Below are 15,865 nucleotides of genomic sequence, written 5' to 3'. Positions count from 1 at the left end.
TGCGTGCCCCTGTAGGAGCTGCCGAAGGCTGCGATCTTCTAAAGGTTGAGAACCAGTCCCCGCATGTTGCTAGCGAACCGCACTGACCCCATCCAACGTCGAAAACGACGTGTCCTTCGCCGTCAGCAGAAAATCGCGCATGTACGGCGCATCCAGCATGTCAGCGCGAATCCCCGCGTACAACGTCGCAAACAGACCTTTCTCGCCCAAGCGCTTGGCCTTCACGTAACCCCGCGAACTGTATTCATGCAGCGCCCAGTGGGGCATGCCGCACACGCCGCGTCCGCTGGCCACCAGTTGCATCATCATCACCGTCAGTTCCGAAGTGCGGACCTGGGCCGGCTCGACGTCGGCGGGTTCCAGGAAGCGCGTGAAGATGTCCAGACGATCCCTTTCCACCGGATAGGTGATCAAGGTTTCCGTGAGCAGGTCTTCCGGAACGATGTAGGCCTTGCTCGCGAGTTTGTGCTGGTTGGCCACGGCGAGCATTGCTTCGTAGGTGAACAGCGGCACATACGTAATGCCCACCAGGTCCACCGGATCGGACGTCACCACCAGATCCAGATCGCCACGGGCCAGCGCCGGCAACGGGGCGAAGGAGAAGCCCGACGCCAGGTCCAGTTCGACTTCCGGCCAGGCATCGCGGAACTGGTCAATGGTCGGCATCAGCCACTGGAAACAACTGTGGCATTCGATGGCCATGTGCAGGCGCCCGGCAGTGCCGCCGGCCAGTCGACTGATGTCACGTTCGGCAGCGCGCAGCAACGGCAGGGTGGCATCAGCCAGTTGCAGCAGGCGCAAACCGGCGCTGGTGAAACGCACCGGTTTGGTCTTGCGCACGAACAGCGGCATGCCCATGCGCTCTTCCAGTTCCTTGAACTGGTGGGACAGCGCCGATTGGGTCAGGTGCAGGCGGTCGGCCGCGTCCACCAGGCTATCGGCTTCGCGCAAGGCGTGGAGGGTCTTGAGGTGACGGATTTCAAGCACCGGAGGGCTCCATGAGGAAAACTTGTGATCAACACGAAAAGGTTGAGTTTGTCTCATGTTGGGTTGGCTGTCGACAATAGCGCCATCTTTTATACAGGAGCACATTCGACATGGCCGTGGCCCACACTTTAGGTTTCCCGCGCATCGGCGCCGACCGCGAACTGAAAAAAGCCCTCGAAGCCTACTGGAAGGGCGATCTCGATCAGGACGCGCTGAAAAGCGTCGGCCGCCAACTGCGCGCCACCCACTGGCAATTGCAGAAAGACGCCGGCATCGACTTGCTGCCTGTCGGCGACTTCGCCTGGTACGACCAGGTGCTGACCCATTCCCTGGCATTCGGTGTAGTCCCCGAGCGTTTCGACAGCACTAAGGACGAGCGCGGCCTGCCGACCCTCGACACCCTGTTCGCCATGGCCCGTGGCGCCACTGCTACCTGCTGCGGCGGCGAGCATGGCACAGCGCAATACGCCCAGGAACTGACCAAGTGGTTCGACACCAACTACCACTATCTGGTCCCGGAATTCACCGCTGACCAGCAATTCAAGTTGAGCTGGGAACAGCTGTTCGACGAAGTCGAAGAAGCCAAGGCTTTGGGTCACACCATCAAACCGGTGATCATCGGCCCTTTAACTTACCTGTGGCTGGGCAAGGGCAAATCAAAGGGCAATGGCAACGACTTCGACAAGCTCGATCTGCTGGAACGCCTGCTGCCAATCTACGGCGAAATCCTCGGTCGTCTCGCTGCACAGGGCGTGGAGTGGGTGCAGATCGACGAACCGATCCTGACCCTCGACCTGCCGCAGGAATGGAAAAACGCCTTCGAACGCGCTTACCACATCCTTCAATATTCGCCGCTGAAAAAACTGCTGGCGACCTACTTCAGCGGCCTGCAAGACAACCTCGGCCTGGCCGTCGGCCTGCCGGTGCAAGGTCTGCACATCGACGCGGTGCGTGCGCCGGATCAATTGCTGCACGTGCTCGATCGCCTGCCGATCTACAAGATTCTTTCGGTGGGCCTGGTCAACGGTCGCAACGTCTGGCGCTGCGAACTGGAGCCGGTGCTGGCACAACTGCAATTTGCCCAGGAGCGCTTTGGCGACAATCTGTGGGTCAGCAGTTCCTGCTCACTGTTGCACAGCCCGGTGGACCTGGAGCGCGAAGACAAACTCGACCCGGAACTGAAAAGCTGGCTGGCGTTCGCCGTGCAAAAGTGTGGCGAAATCGCCGTGCTGCGCGATGCGCTGAACGACCCGCAAGCGCCAAAAGTGCAAACAGCCTTGGCGCAAAGCCGCGCCATTACCGCCAGCCGTGCCGAGTCGCCGCGTATTCACAAGGCTGAGGTTCAAGCCCGGATCAATGCCATCGGCGCGGCGGACAGCCAGCGTCAGTCACCGTTTGCCAAACGCATCGAACAACAGCGCGCACGTCTCAAATTGCCGGCTTTCCCGACCACCACCATCGGCTCGTTCCCGCAGACCGGTTCGATCCGTCTGGCGCGTCAGGCGTACAAGCAAGGCAAGCTGTCGGCGAACGACTACACCGACGCCATGCACCATGAAATTCGTCACGCCGTGCAGGTCCAGGAACGCCTGGGCCTCGACGTGCTGGTGCACGGTGAAGCCGAGCGCAACGACATGGTCGAGTACTTCGCCGAGCAACTGGACGGCTACCTGTTCACCCGTTTTGGTTGGGTTCAAAGCTACGGTTCCCGTTGCGTGAAACCGGCGGTTATTTACGGTGACCTGAGCCGTCCGAAAGCGATGACCGTCGACTGGATCACTTATGCCCAGAACCAGACCGACAAGGTCATGAAAGGCATGCTCACCGGTCCCGTGACCATGCTGATGTGGTCGTTCCCACGTGAAGACGTGTCGCGCAAAGTCCAGGCGCAGCAACTGGCCCTGGCCCTGCGTGACGAAGTGGTGGACCTGGAAGCCGCCGGTATCAAAATCGTGCAGATCGACGAAGCGGCGTTTCGCGAAGGCTTGCCGCTGCGCCGGGCGCAATGGCAGGAATATCTGGATTGGGCGGTGGAAGCGTTCCGCCTGAGCGCCAGCGGTGTGCGAGACGAAACGCAGATTCACACCCACATGTGCTACAGCGAGTTCAACGACGTGATCGAAGCCATCGCGGCGATGGATGCCGATGTGATCACCATCGAAACCTCGCGTTCGGACATGGAATTGCTGGAAGCCTTCAAAGCGTTCGACTACCCGAACGATATCGGCCCGGGCGTCTACGACATCCACTCGCCACGGGTGCCGGACACGGCCGAGATGGTCAAGTTGATGGCCAAGGCCGTACAGCGCATCCCGGCTGAGCGCCTGTGGGTCAATCCCGACTGCGGCTTGAAAACCCGCGCCTGGCCGGAGACCGAAGCGGCGCTGGTGAACATGGTGGCGGCGGCGCGGCAGTTGCGCAGTCAACTGGCCTGATCACGGCCCCCTGTAGGAGCGAGCCTGCTCGCGATGGACCCGAGGGCGACGCGTTCATCCGGAATGAGCGCGTCATCGTTGAAGTCCATCGCGAGCGAGCTCGCTCCTACAGTTTTTTTCGTTTTTCAGAGATCTGAGAAGTGTTTGGTCCCCAGCGGCTTGCCGATGTCGCCGCGCCATATCGCTTCAACCGGCGCTCCGCTCGCGGCAACAGCCTGTTGCCATTGCAGGCCGAGGTTGCGTTGTTCCGGCAACTTCAAATGACCCTTGGCGAACTCGTTGAACGCAGGCTTCGCGGAGGTGTAGTGAAAGTGCGCGTACCACAAGGTTTGCGCCGTTTCACCGCGTAGATCGCGTACCTCGTACTCCTGCAAAAAATCCCTGCGTCCGTCCGGGCGTTTACCCAGATCCCGCAGGACGCCTTCCTTGCGGATATCCACAACCTGTTGTTCCAGCAAATAGTCCAGATAACCCTCGGTCGGGGTTTTGCTGTTCATCGATTGATCGATTCGCAGCGTGCGTCCAGTGCGAGCCAACTCATCCGCGCGATTGCGCAATTGCATGGCGACCGTCTCGGTGGGTGACAGCCGTTCGATGGCCTGGGCACGCATGTTCAGTTCCGCCGCCTCGTTGCTCATCATGTGTTCAAGGTCGACCGGCAGCATGTTGCGCCGCGCATAGCCTTGAACCTGGGCTCTGTAGGCATCTGTCGCGCCGAGCCTTTTTCGAGCTTCGATCAACAGGGGGCCGACATCCATCGGCAACTGAGGTTGAGCGCTGACCACGGGTTCACTCAGGTGATATTTGCCACTGGTACGAGGTAGCCAGGTTTCCGTATGGCCGTCGACACCTTCAAGGGTGAAACGCTTTTGTTGGGTGACGGCGTCAGTGCTGGCGACCCCGATCAGTAACTGATTGTCCTCGGTTTCAAAGAGCTGCTTGCCGCTGCGTCCCTCGTTCGGTGCGTGGGACGGTCGATGCTTGATTGCATGGCGGGCGAATTCTTCGACCTTCTCCAGGTTGTCCAGGAACACCGCAACCTCGGGCAGATCCAGATGCTGCGGATAGCCGAGCGCCCACGCGCTGAGCTGGCGGCGGAACTCGGCATAAGTGGCCAGGCAGTCTTCGAGCACTTTGTTGCGTTGGCTGAAGCTGGCACGTACTTCCGGGAGTTGATGCTGGGTGAGCAGGGCGCGTCCGACCTTGTTGCGCGTCTCTTTGAGTTGCACATGAAAGTAAACCCAGGACAGATCGGTGACGGCTTCATAGTGAGTGATGATTTCCAGCACATGCGCCGATTTCAGGTAGTAGTGATTGGCGTCGCTGAATTTGTCGCTTAGGGTCTCGATGTCTTCTTTGATCATCGACTTTTGCGTGCGGTTAGTGATTCGACGGTTCCAGCGGTGGGCGTCCTCGACGTGGTCGTGAAGGTGGTCAAACTCCTTGAGGAAGTCTTTGCGTACTTCCTTGCGCTGCGCCATCAGCTGGATGTGTGTGGCGGTATCGGTGAGCGGCGTCATGTCGGAACGCGCAATGAGCTGATCGATGCGGTTCAAGTGCTCGACCAAACGCTCCTTGGCCAAAACCACTCTGCGAATCGAGCGGTCGACGATAATCCAGGCGCAGCGACTTTGAATGTCTTCGATCATGGCGCGTTTTCGGCCATGGCTGTACTGCATCAGTTCTTCCAGGTTCAGGTATTGGTTTTGTGCGAGCTCGATATCGTTCGCGCTGGCGAGGTCGACCTGGGTTCGCGCCGGTCGCTGCGCATCAGGCGGGGCATCGAAGTAGTCGTTCAGCAAGGTGTTGGTGGCGCGGGTCTGGGTATCGAGTCGCCGGGTGTAGGCGTCGGCGGTATTGGTCAGGGTCAGTTGACGACGCAAGGCGCGATCGGCCCACCAGCGTGGCAACCAGCGGCGAATGGCGGCCGGCCACAGCGGGTCCAGCCCGTCAGCCATGTGGCCGAGCACCGCACCGCCACCGGCACCACCGCCCTCGATTACGGTGCCGTACACCGCGTAATGAGTATTCCAGTTCCCCGCCTCGTCGAGGGCGATGGGCTGTTTGTAGGGGCGGGCCCACGTGCCGTGCAAGCGCCAGCGCTGTGGATTGCTGCTCAGTTCGATGCGGTAGATACGCCCGTGGCTGATCATGAAATCGCCGTCGGCGTGTCGATAGACATTGCGATAGACACCGTGGCCCCCTGGTTGCAGGCCGGCCAGAGAAATCTGGTGTTCGTACTCGTAGCCCCTGAAGCGCTCCAGGGTATGCCGGGCTTGTCGTTGCGTGGCCATGTGCAAGGCGCCCGCGCTGTTCGTCACGCTGTGCAAATGGCGATTTCGAGTGGCGGCGCGGGCAACACTCGGCGTCGCCGCGGTGCCGGGCAGCACGTCCATTGCCGCGTCAATCAACGACAGCAGCACTGCCTCAATTTCGGCCAAACCATGACCGACCTGTCCGCGCAGGAATGCCGCCACCGCCAGGTTGGCGCTACTCCAGGCGTCGTACAACGCCACGGCGGAGCCCACGAACGGCAACATGCCCACGGCCATTTTCAGATAATTGAACATCGCTCCTGAGTGCAACGCGACACGCTCCAGCAACAAGGCGTCGTTGGAGCGTGATGTAGCGCGATGAGCTTCCAGTAACCTGCCCATGTGCACATTGAGCAAGTGCGCCGCCAGTGAGGTGGTCGCCGGCCAAGGTGTACCGATGCCAATCAGGGCATCGAAATTCTTCAGCAATGCCTCATTGATCCGGCTGACGTGCCGGGCGTTTTCGCCGGTCAGGGCGCGGTCGGCCAGGTAACTGACCATTCGTGTGTGCAGGCACAGGTTGAACAAGGATTTGCGCGCTTCTTCGAGGCTGGCGTACTCGCGCAGAAGTTGATCATCGGGGCTGTCGGGCAGGTAGAGCAGGGTCAGGCCACTGATCTGCTCCTCGATGAAGGTCACGCCGGCCAAGGTGCTTGGCCCGCGTTTCTGCGTATCTTCGCCGCCCACGGTCAGGTGCGCCGGCAGCAACACGATGCGCTTGCCGCCGACCGCGTAACCCTCGCGGCTACTGGCGTCGATGGCGAGTTGCAGCACTTGCAGGCCCGCGGCGCTGATCTGCTGTTGCAGCATGGCGGATTCGCCTTGCAGCTTGAGCATCAGGCGCCAGGGTTCGCTCAGGCATTCGCGTCGATGTTCGTTGCTGAAGGTCGAAGCGCTCGACGTTCCCAGGAACGTGTCGCGGATCAGCGTTTCATATTTCCCGGCCAAGTCCAGCTCAGTGACCATTTTGCGCAGCCAGGCCTGGGTGATCCCGTTTTTGAGTTTCTCGCGTTCCGACTGGTCATCGGCAGTGATCTCGACCTTCATGAAGGACAATCGCCACCACAACGCTTGATCGATATTGCCTTGCGCCAGTTCGGCGAGCGACAACCGGCTTCGTTGCGGGCTGGCGATCAGTACGTTCTGCTGCGGCGTCCCAGGGGCGGCACCGTCGCTCAGGATTTTTTGCCAATGGGTGGCGTCGGGCAGGTCCAGCGTCACCTCGACGTTTTGCGTCAAGCCGAAGTCCTGACGCAAGCGTGCGTCGATGGCTTTTTTGCTGAAGGCCTCCCTCGGTGGCAGCTCGCGTTCAAGCAGTTCATGGGCACGCTTCATCGCTGTGATGCAGGACGTGAACAGCCCCTTGAACTGCGCGCGTTGAGCATCGGTGAGTGTGCCGAACCATTGCGGCAAGCTATTGGCCAAGCCACTGCTGTTGCTCTGTTCCAGCCATTGCGCGAAGGCCAGTTCCCGGGCGGCAGGAATCGCCACGGTCAGGCGAGCGAGTGTCTGCTCGCGCAGGTTATCCATCTTCACGGCGCGTTGGTTTGTATGGGACGGAACGGGGTTCTCGGCGATCAATTGCGCGGCCTGCTGTTCACAGCGGTAGAGCTGGCTCTGCAAGGCGTATTCAAACGGGTTGACGCTCAACGGTGAGAGCAACAGCGACTGGTCATGGGTCGTCAGTTTGAACAGCGTTTGCTCAAGCGCTTGCCGGGAGTCAAAGCGCTGCAGACCACCGAAGCGACCGGGCCAGTACAGCAACAGACTTTGCGCCGAGTCGGACTGCAACGCGGAGGGATGGGTAAACAGCAGGACGCCGTCCAGCTCTTGAGTCTGAGTCGGCGAACGGGTGCTATCGGGCTCGATCAGCTGGAGCGTCAGGCGTGCAACCACCACCTCTGAATGGCCGTCCAGATGATGCGGCGTGTCCAGCGCTGTCATCAGCCACTGATGTTCTTCGCTACTGATCTGATTCAGGGTCAGCTGCACATCGGCTTCAGCACGCAACCCAGCGAGGCGGGCCTGGTACAGGGCCGCATAATCGGCATTCGGCAGGTTGCGCAGTTCCAGCATTCGCAACGGATTTGCGGTGGCGAGCAGGGCCGTCGCGGCGCGAACACTGGCTTTCTCCGCGGTATTCAGGGCATCGAGTTGCCGTTGTAGCTGTTGCCGGCGTGGATCATCGCCCTTGTCCTGTAAGTCGTTGCCCAGCAGGTTTTCCAGCGCCGACTGTTGCTGCGCCAGAGCCTTGCGTCGCAAACCCAGGGGAATGTCCGGACTCAACAGGCCGAAAAAGGCTGCGTCGTCGCTCAATGGCTCCTCGCTGATTGGCAGGTCAGGCGCCGGGGCAAAAGCGCTGTCACGTAGATCCGCTTCAGCGCTGGACAGTTGGCTCAGCAGAGACTCGGCGCCGAGGTCCAGCGGGTCGCTAGCCAGTGCGGTGTAGGCAACGGTCACCGTATCGGCATCGATTCGCGATGGCCCGCGCAATTGCTCTTGGTAGTCAATCAACCAGCGTTCGAGATCGTTGCGGCTGGAAAAAGAGCGCCATGCCATTTGGGCGGCGGGCAGGTAGAGCATTTGTGCAACCGGGTGCGCGGAGCCCTGGGAGATGACGAGGGCGCCCGGCAGTTCGGCGCTGTTCAGTGTGAGCTGCTCGACAGAGATCGCAGTCGCATCGGACGCCGCCTCAAGCGTTTTCATCTGTTCAGCCTGCAAGCTGCCAAGTGCAAAAGCCACCTGGCTCGAAGCCTCGAAATGCTGCCGATACAGCCGGGTTGCGTGGGCTCTGCGGGAAACGTCAGTGCCGCGTGCGCGTGCGTTCCACCACGTGCTGTCGAGTGGTGGTCGGGGGCTTTGCGCCATAAGGTCGAGCCACTGATTGCGGCATTCTTTCCAGCGGGCCAATGCGCTCAGCAACAGTGACTGATCCACACTGGCGACAAGGGGGATGAGGCCGAAGTCGGCCAGTGGGGGCGTAGGTTCGTCGAGCATGACGACAGATCTCCAATGGGCCGGGCCATGCCGGCGATGGGGCCATTAGAGGTCCGTGGTGAACAGCGTTGGTGGTACATAGTTATCGCAAGGCAATGACCGCCCGGCACTCTTCATCAAACTGTCATGGAAGTGTGGCAGCGCGCTTGAACAAACTTCATCAGACTCGCGCTCTACTGGGGTTCTGCGTTTTGGTGTTTTTCATGCGTGTTTTTTTATCAAGAATTGTATTTTTGGCCGCATTTTTGTTCGGCCTGCCGTCCCTGGCGGCGTCTCGTTGTGACGTCAATGTTCCGACCGAGCGGGTGGATCTGGCCCAGGTAAGCCTGGCGTATCAGAGCATCGGCCGTGCCTCGGACCCGGCATTGCTGCTGGTGATGGGCTTGGGCGGGCAGTTGATTCACTGGCCTGACGAAGTGGTGATTGCGCTGTGTCAGCAAGGGTTTCGGGTGATTCGCTATGACAACCGCGATGTCGGCCTGTCGACCTGGCGGCAAGCGCCGCTTGAAGCCAACCTGACGTTCGAAGTGCTGCGCTACAAGCTCGGTTTGCCAGTCTCGGCACCGTACTCGCTGACCGACATGGCGGACGATGGCCTGGGCCTGATGGATGCGTTGCATATCGAGCAATTCCACGTGCTGGGCGCGAGCATGGGCGGCATGATTGCCCAGCACATGGCGGCCATGGCGCCGCAACGGGTGGAAAGCCTGACCCTGATCATGACCACATCCGGCGCCGAAGGCCTGCCGGCGCCAAGTGCGGCGCTGGTGCAATTGCTATCGCGTCGCGGCGCACCGAATCGTGAAGTGGCCCTGGAGCAACAGGCCGATTTGCTGGCGGCACTGGGTAGCCCGACGATCGTTGATGATCGCCAGGCGTTGTTGCATCAGGCGGCACTGTCGTATGACCGGGCGTTCAATCCCGAAGGCGTGAAACGGCAGATCATGGCGATCCTGGCCGAGCCAAGCCGGGTGGCGTTGCTCAATCAATTGCGCGTCCCGGCGCTGGTGGTGCATGGCACCGCCGACCCGTTGTTGCCGGTGATGCATGGCGTGCATCTGGCGGCGCACCTGCGCGGCAGCCAGTTGAAGTTGATTCCGGGGTTGGCGCATCGATTCCAGGAGACGTTCAAGGCGCCGTTGCTGGCGGCGGTGCTGCCGTATTTGCGCGAGCATCGCGAGGACACTTCGCACTGGGCGCAGATCGAGCCGGTGGCCGAACATAATCTCCTCTAACACCGCGATCCACTACACAAAATCATTCAATGCAGGTGTATCGTTCAAACTTTCCGGCGTGTTCCAGCCAGCGAGGTGAACGATGAGTGCCCCACTGAAAATCGATTTCGTCAGCGACGTGTCCTGCCCCTGGTGCGTCGTCGGTTTGTATGGTCTGACCAAAGCCCTGCACATCTTGCGTGACGAGGTGCGTGCCGAGATCCGTTTCCCGCCCTTCGAACTGAACCCGAAAATGGGACCGGAAGGGCAGAACATCACCGAACACATCACTGAGAAGTACGGCTCGACACCGGAGCAATCGCAAAAGAATCGCGAAATGATCCGCGCACGCGGCGCCGAGGTCGGGTTTGCGTTTCGCACCGACAGCAACAGCCGTATCTACAACACCTTCGATGCTCACCGTCTATTGCACTGGGCGGGGCTGGAAGGGCTGCAACAGCAACTGAAAGAAGCGTTGTTCAAGGCGTATTTCAGCGACGGTGGCAATCCTTCCAATCACGCTCAACTGGTAACCATCGCGCAAAGCGTCGGACTGGACAGGCAGCGGGCCGAGGCGATTCTGGCGTCGGAAGAATTCGCCACAGAGGTTCGCGAGGAAGAACAGTTGTGGCTGTCGCGCGGAGTGAGTTCGGTGCCGACGGTAGTTTTCAACGGCCAGTACGCCGTCACGGGCGGGCAACCGGTGGAAACTTTTGTCGGGGCAATCCGGCAAATCATCAGTGAGGCGAAGGGCGGAACAGTCAGCTGACGGAATGCTGTCGTCAAATAAGTGTCAATATGCCACTATGGTTTTGGCCGTTGCTGCCGATATACGCAGTAACGTTTTCAATCATAGGGATTTGATCCATGACATTCCACGCTCTACGCACATTCGCAGCACTGACTTTGCTCGCCTGCCTGACCCTCACCGGCTGTGCCAACGTTCAACCTCCTGTACCGCTCGACCAACAATTCTGGGATGCCAAGGAGCCGACCATCGGCGTGGCGATCAGCGAATTGCCGCCGCCAGTACTGGCGTTGACCGGTAACCAGGGGATTCTCGATTACGCCATCAACTCCGGCGTCAACAGCAAGCTCAGTGACAACGTCAAAACCTGGCAAGTACGCGATTTCGACACTCTACCGGATACCATCGTTGCCAAATTGCAAGCCAAGGGCTACAAAGCCAAACGCATCGACGAGAAGGTAGACCTGAAGGCCTACAAGGAAACCAAGTTTCGCGAAGGCTACACGATCAAAGACCTGACGCCGATGAAAGCCAAATATGGCATCGATCGCCTGCTGCTGGTGTATGTCACTGCCACCGGTGCGACCCGCAGCTACTACAGCATCGTGCCGACCAGTGTGCCGATGGCGCAGGTCGGCGGGCAGGGCATGGTGGTTGATCTGGCCGACAACAAGCTGCTGTGGTTCCAGCCATTTGTCGCGGTACAAGCCGCACAGGGCGAGTGGGACGAACCGACCTATACCAACCTGTCCAACGCGTTCTACCAGGCTGTGGATAACAGCCGCCAGCAAATGATCACCCCGTTCGCCAAATGAGGCGTTCAATCGTAGCGGCCAGCGTGCTGGCCCTGCTGATGGCGGGCGGCTGTGCGCAGAAACCCGCTCCCGAGGCTGGTTTCAAGGATCAGGCGGCTTTGCCTTATGTCCAGGCGCACGGGCTCGAAGTCGATGTGCAGGTGCCGCAAGATTTTGTCGGTGCCAGCACTGTGATCGACAGCAAGGACGCTTTGAAGGCTGCGTCGTCCAGCCAGGCCCTGCTGCTGAACTCGGGCACCGGTGCCGGGCTGGCCGGGGTGTTGGTGGCCAGTCTGGTCAACACCCAGATGGGCAGCGGCACCTTGCAGCGCGATGCTGAAAAATCGGCCCTGAAGGATTCGCGGCCGATGGCGGATTTGCTCGCCGGCGTGCCCTTGCAGGCACGATTGCAGCAGCGCTATCAGCAGGCATCACAAGTGGCTGGGCTCAAGCAGGGTGAAGGGCAGGTTACGGCGCGTTTGTTGATCGAGCCGAAACTGATGCTGACACCGGATCGTGGCAGCTTTGTCCTGGTCAATCAGGTTCAGGTCCAGGATATCGCGGGTTCGCCGTTGTACCGCATGCGCATTGAGGTGACCAGCCAGCCGATCCGTCGCTGTGGCAGCCAATGCATCGATGACGGCAACCTTGAATTGACGAAGGTCACCGCGGTGCTCGACGAGTGCATCGACGAGTCCATGCGGGTACTGGCTACCGACCTGATGCAACCAACGCCACCGCCGGCGGCTCAGGAAACGTTGCGTTATGTGCTTGATGGTCAGCGCGTGGTCGAGCGCGGTTATCAACTGGCGAACAACGGAAATTACTGGCGTTACCGCAACCTCTATGGCGCGGTGAAATCAGTGCCGGTGCCGTTTGAAGATGCGCTGACCCAGGCGCAGCTCGAAAAGGTTTACGGACAGTAACGCTTTACCCGTAGGAGCCGAGCTTGCTCGCGATAGCGGCGCATCAGTCGACATTATCATTGACTGACACACCGCTATCGTTGGAACACCGCTGCGGAGCAGGGGATTAGCGCTTCTAAAGTGTGAATCAGTGACTCAGTCCGTACTTCTTCACTTTGTCGAACAAGGTGGTCTTGGCCATGCCCAGTTCCTGACTGGCCTGGGTGAGGTTACCGCCGCTGCGTTGCAAGGCATCGCTCAACAGGTTGCGTTCGAAGGCTTCCACCGCCTCGGCGAAGGCCAGGCCCGGAGTGCTGCCGCCCGCACCGGGTTTTTTGAACGCTGGCAGGCCGAGGGCAAAGCGCTCGGCGACGTTGCGCAGTTCGCGCACGTTGCCCGGCCAATCGTGGCTCATCAGGTTCGAGACGGTCTGGTTATCCAGCTCCGGCGCGATGCGGTCGAAGCGCAGCGATGACTGCTGCAAGAAGTATTCGAACAGTTGCAGGATGTCTTCGCGGCGTTCGCGCAGCGGCGGCAGTTCCAGGGTCACCACGTTGAGCCGGTAATACAGGTCGCTACGGAACTCGCCGGCCTTGCTCGATTCGTCGAGATCGGATTTGGTCGCCGCGATCACCCGGCAATCCACCGCTACGCTCTGGTTTGAACCGAGGCGCTCAAGGGTGCGTTCCTGCAATACCCGCAGCAGTTTGATCTGCAAGGGCAGGGGCATGCTTTCGACTTCGTCGAGGAACAGTGTGCCGCCGTCGGCGTGTTCGATCTTGCCGATCCGCCGTTTGCCGGCGCCGGTGAAGGCGTTGGCCTCGTGGCCGAAAATCTCGCTTTCGAACAGGTTCTCGGGCAGGCCGCCGCAGTTCAGTGCGACGAACTGTTTAGTGTGACGGCGACTGAAATCATGCAGGCAACGGGCGACCAGTTCCTTGCCGGTGCCGGTTTCACCCTCGATCAGCACGTTGGCCGAGGTATCGGCGACGTTGGCAATCAGTTCGCGCAGGTTCTGCATGGCCGGCGAACGACCGATGATCCGGCCTTCGAGGGAATCACGCTCGGCCAGTTGCCGACGCAACGACGACACCTCCCGCGCCAGGCTGCGTTGCTCCAGCGCGCGGCGGGCCACATCCACCAGCCGTTCCGGAGAAAACGGTTTCTCCATGAAGTCGTAGGCGCCTTTCTGCATTGCGCCGACGGCCATGGAAATGTCGCCGTGGCCGGTAATCAGCACCACCGGCAAGCTGCGATCACGTTCCTTGAGCCGACCGAGCAATTCAAGTCCATCAATGCCCGGCAGGCGTATGTCGCTGATGACGATGCCGGCAAAGTTGTCACCGACCCGCTCCAGAGCTTCTTCGGCGCTGCCAACGCCAATGCAGGGAATGTCTTCCAGGGTCAGCGCCTGTTGGCAGCCGAGCAGCACGTGGGGGTCGTCTTCGACGATCAATACACTAAGGTCGTTGTTCATATTGGCTCGGCGGGAGTGGGGCTTACCAACGGTAAACTGAGGACGAATGCGGTGCCACCGCTGGCCGGGTGCTCGACACCCAGATGACCGCCGGTGGCGGCGGCGAGGCTGGCGGACAGCGTCAGGCCAAGGCCCAGGCCTTGTTCACCGGGCTTGGTGGTGAAGAATGGTTCGAACAGGTGCTTGCGCGCTTCGGCGTCGATACCGTGGCCGTTGTCCCGCACACGCAGGCGATACTTGCCATCGAACGCTTCGCCTTCAAGCCACAGCTCGGGTTGCGGCTGCGCCTGCATGGCATCGAGGGCGTTGCCGATCAGATTGACCAGAATCTGCTCCAGGCGGGTCTGGTCGATCTGCACCTGCACCTCTTCGAAATAGCGGTGCAACTGCGTGTTTTTCATTCGTCCATCGAGCAACTGCAATGCCGCCTCGACACCTTTGCCGAGGCACGCCTGACCCTTGTCGTCACCGCGCCGGGCGAAGGAGCGCAGGCTGGCAGTGATGCGGCCCATGCGGTCGATCAATTCGTTGATGGTCTTGAGGTTGGTGCTGGCCACGTCGAGTTGGCCACGTTCCAAAAAGCGCACGGTATTGCCGGACAGCGTACGCAGCGCTGCCAGCGGCTGGTTCAGTTCGTGGGCGATGCTGGTGGACATCTGGCCGATGGCTGCGAGTTTTCCGGCCTGCACCAGTTCATCCTGAGCGCGGCGCAAGGTCTCTTCGGCGTGGCGCCGTTCGCGGATCTGGCCCTTGAGCCGTTCGTTGCTGGCGCGCAGGTCGACGGTGCGTTCGGTAATCCGACGCTCCAGTTGATTGTTGGCTTCCTGCAAGGCTTCCCGGGCCGCGAGACGTGTAGCAATCACCTTGCGCCGCTCGTTCCAGGCAATCAGCAGGAAGGCGACAAGGGCAAACGCCACCGCCACCAGAATCCCCTGATTGATCGCTTCTCGGCGCAGATCCTGCAGCGGCGTCAGCAGGGTGAAGTTCCACGGTGTATCGCTCAAGGGCCGGGTTTGCGACAGGTAGCTGATGTTTTCATCGTCGGACACCAGTTCGCTGTTGGCCGGGAAGGTGAGTTTTTCCACGCCTTCGGACAGAGTTTCCCGGGCCAGCGGTTGCAGTTCGTTGAGCGGGAACCAGTAGTACTGCAGGCTGCGGGCCAGTTTCTCTTTGGTTTCATCGCTTAGCGGCACCACGGATTTCAAGCGCCGCGCGGGATCGCTGGAGAGAATGATGATGCCGTTTTCGTCGCTGACGAAGGCTTCCAGGCGCGCTCGCTGCCAGCGTTCTTCCATGGCTTCGAGGCGGACCTTGACCACCGCGACGCCGATGATCTTGCCGTGTTCTTCCAGGCCATGGGCCAGGTAGTAGCCGGGTTCGCCGTTGGTGCTGCCGATGCCGTAGAAGCGCCCCGGTTGCCCGCGCACGGCGTTCTGGAAATAGGCACGGAAGGACAGGTCTTCACCCAGGTAACTGTCGACATCGCGCCAGTTGCTGGTGGCCATGACGCGACCGGTGGTGTCCATCACGTAGATGGCCCGACTGCGGCTGCGCCGGTTCAGGCCTTCAAGGTAATCATTGACCGTTTGCCGGTGTTCCGGGCTCGGGTCGGCCAGCAGCTTCGAAACACTGGTTTCGAGTTCCAGCAGGCTGGGCAGGTAGGTGTATTTGCTGATCTCGCTTTCGACGGCGCGGGCGTGCAGTTCCAGCTGACGCTGGCCGTTTTCGCTGAGACTGCGGATGCCATAGTGTTCACTGACCCAAAAGCCGATGTAACCCAGTCCGATCATCAGGGCGATGATCAGCGGCGGCAGGAACAGATGGCGAATCAGACGGGGTTTCACGGCGAGTGATGGCGACGTGGCGCGGTAGAGATCGGGGTCGCATTTCATCACAGATGCCTTGGGTCAACCACAACAACAAGCCCAGAGGACTCCCTGTAGGAGCTGCCGCAGGCTGCGATCTTTTGATGTTGCTTTTTGAAAGGCAAAAT

At 60.4% G+C, this 15,865-nt stretch carries 9 protein-coding genes; 5 read left to right on the top strand and 4 right to left on the bottom strand.

Features of this window, described 5'->3' with window-relative positions:
* Nucleotides 1-69 precede the first annotated feature (69 nt).
* Nucleotides 70-987, bottom strand: a complete 918-nt coding sequence (gene metR, locus ACW9JC_RS21870; RefSeq protein WP_150702006.1) for a transcriptional regulator MetR — start codon at nucleotides 985-987, stop codon at nucleotides 70-72.
* A gap of 110 nt (nucleotides 988-1,097) precedes the next feature.
* Between metR and metE the strand changes: the two genes are divergently transcribed.
* Complete coding sequence (metE, locus tag ACW9JC_RS21865) at nucleotides 1,098-3,422, top strand: 5-methyltetrahydropteroyltriglutamate--homocysteine S-methyltransferase (protein ID WP_457457511.1); 2,325 nt, start codon at nucleotides 1,098-1,100, stop codon at nucleotides 3,420-3,422.
* A gap of 125 nt (nucleotides 3,423-3,547) precedes the next feature.
* Here metE and ACW9JC_RS21860 read toward each other — a convergent pair whose 3' ends face one another.
* Nucleotides 3,548-8,734 carry a dermonecrotic toxin domain-containing protein gene (locus ACW9JC_RS21860; protein ID WP_457457508.1) on the bottom strand — a complete coding sequence of 1,729 codons (5,187 nt, stop codon included), beginning with the start codon at nucleotides 8,732-8,734 and terminating at the stop codon, nucleotides 3,548-3,550.
* A 203-nt stretch (nucleotides 8,735-8,937) separates the two neighbouring features.
* On the opposite strand from ACW9JC_RS21860, the gene ACW9JC_RS21855 reads away from it, so the two are divergent.
* From ACW9JC_RS21855 to ACW9JC_RS21840, 4 genes are all read left to right on the top strand, one after another.
* A complete protein-coding gene (locus ACW9JC_RS21855; protein ID WP_457457506.1) occupies nucleotides 8,938-9,969 on the top strand; it encodes an alpha/beta fold hydrolase in 1,032 nt (343 codons plus the stop codon).
* An 82-nt stretch (nucleotides 9,970-10,051) separates the two neighbouring features.
* The gene (locus ACW9JC_RS21850) at nucleotides 10,052-10,717 is read left to right on the top strand and encodes a DsbA family oxidoreductase (RefSeq protein ID WP_457457504.1); all 666 of its coding nucleotides are present in this window, start codon (nucleotides 10,052-10,054) and stop codon (nucleotides 10,715-10,717) included.
* 98 nt (nucleotides 10,718-10,815) lie between these two features.
* On the top strand, nucleotides 10,816-11,511 hold the full coding sequence (locus tag ACW9JC_RS21845) for a hypothetical protein (RefSeq protein WP_338584968.1): 696 nt from the start codon (nucleotides 10,816-10,818) through the stop codon (nucleotides 11,509-11,511).
* Nucleotides 11,508-12,416: a hypothetical protein gene (locus ACW9JC_RS21840; protein WP_457457502.1), complete on the top strand. Its 909-nt coding sequence runs from the start codon at nucleotides 11,508-11,510 to the stop codon at nucleotides 12,414-12,416. The genes ACW9JC_RS21845 and ACW9JC_RS21840 overlap by 4 nt, the downstream gene beginning before the upstream one ends.
* Before the next feature lie 127 nt (nucleotides 12,417-12,543).
* Here the strand turns inward: ACW9JC_RS21840 and aauR are convergent, their stop codons facing one another.
* Both aauR and aauS read right to left on the bottom strand, forming a co-directional pair.
* Nucleotides 12,544-13,872 carry a two-component response regulator AauR gene (aauR, locus tag ACW9JC_RS21835; protein WP_457457500.1) on the bottom strand — a complete coding sequence of 443 codons (1,329 nt, stop codon included), beginning with the start codon at nucleotides 13,870-13,872 and terminating at the stop codon, nucleotides 12,544-12,546.
* Nucleotides 13,869-15,764 carry a two-component sensor histidine kinase AauS gene (aauS, locus tag ACW9JC_RS21830; RefSeq protein WP_457457498.1) on the bottom strand — a complete coding sequence of 632 codons (1,896 nt, stop codon included), beginning with the start codon at nucleotides 15,762-15,764 and terminating at the stop codon, nucleotides 13,869-13,871. Before aauS ends, aauR begins: the two co-directional genes overlap by 4 nt.
* Nucleotides 15,765-15,865 lie beyond the last annotated feature (101 nt).

It is taken from the genome of Pseudomonas sp. SDO5591_S426 (assembly GCF_054070755.1).
Note: the sequence above shows the minus strand (reverse complement) of the source record. Positions and strands in the feature narration are given on the sequence as shown.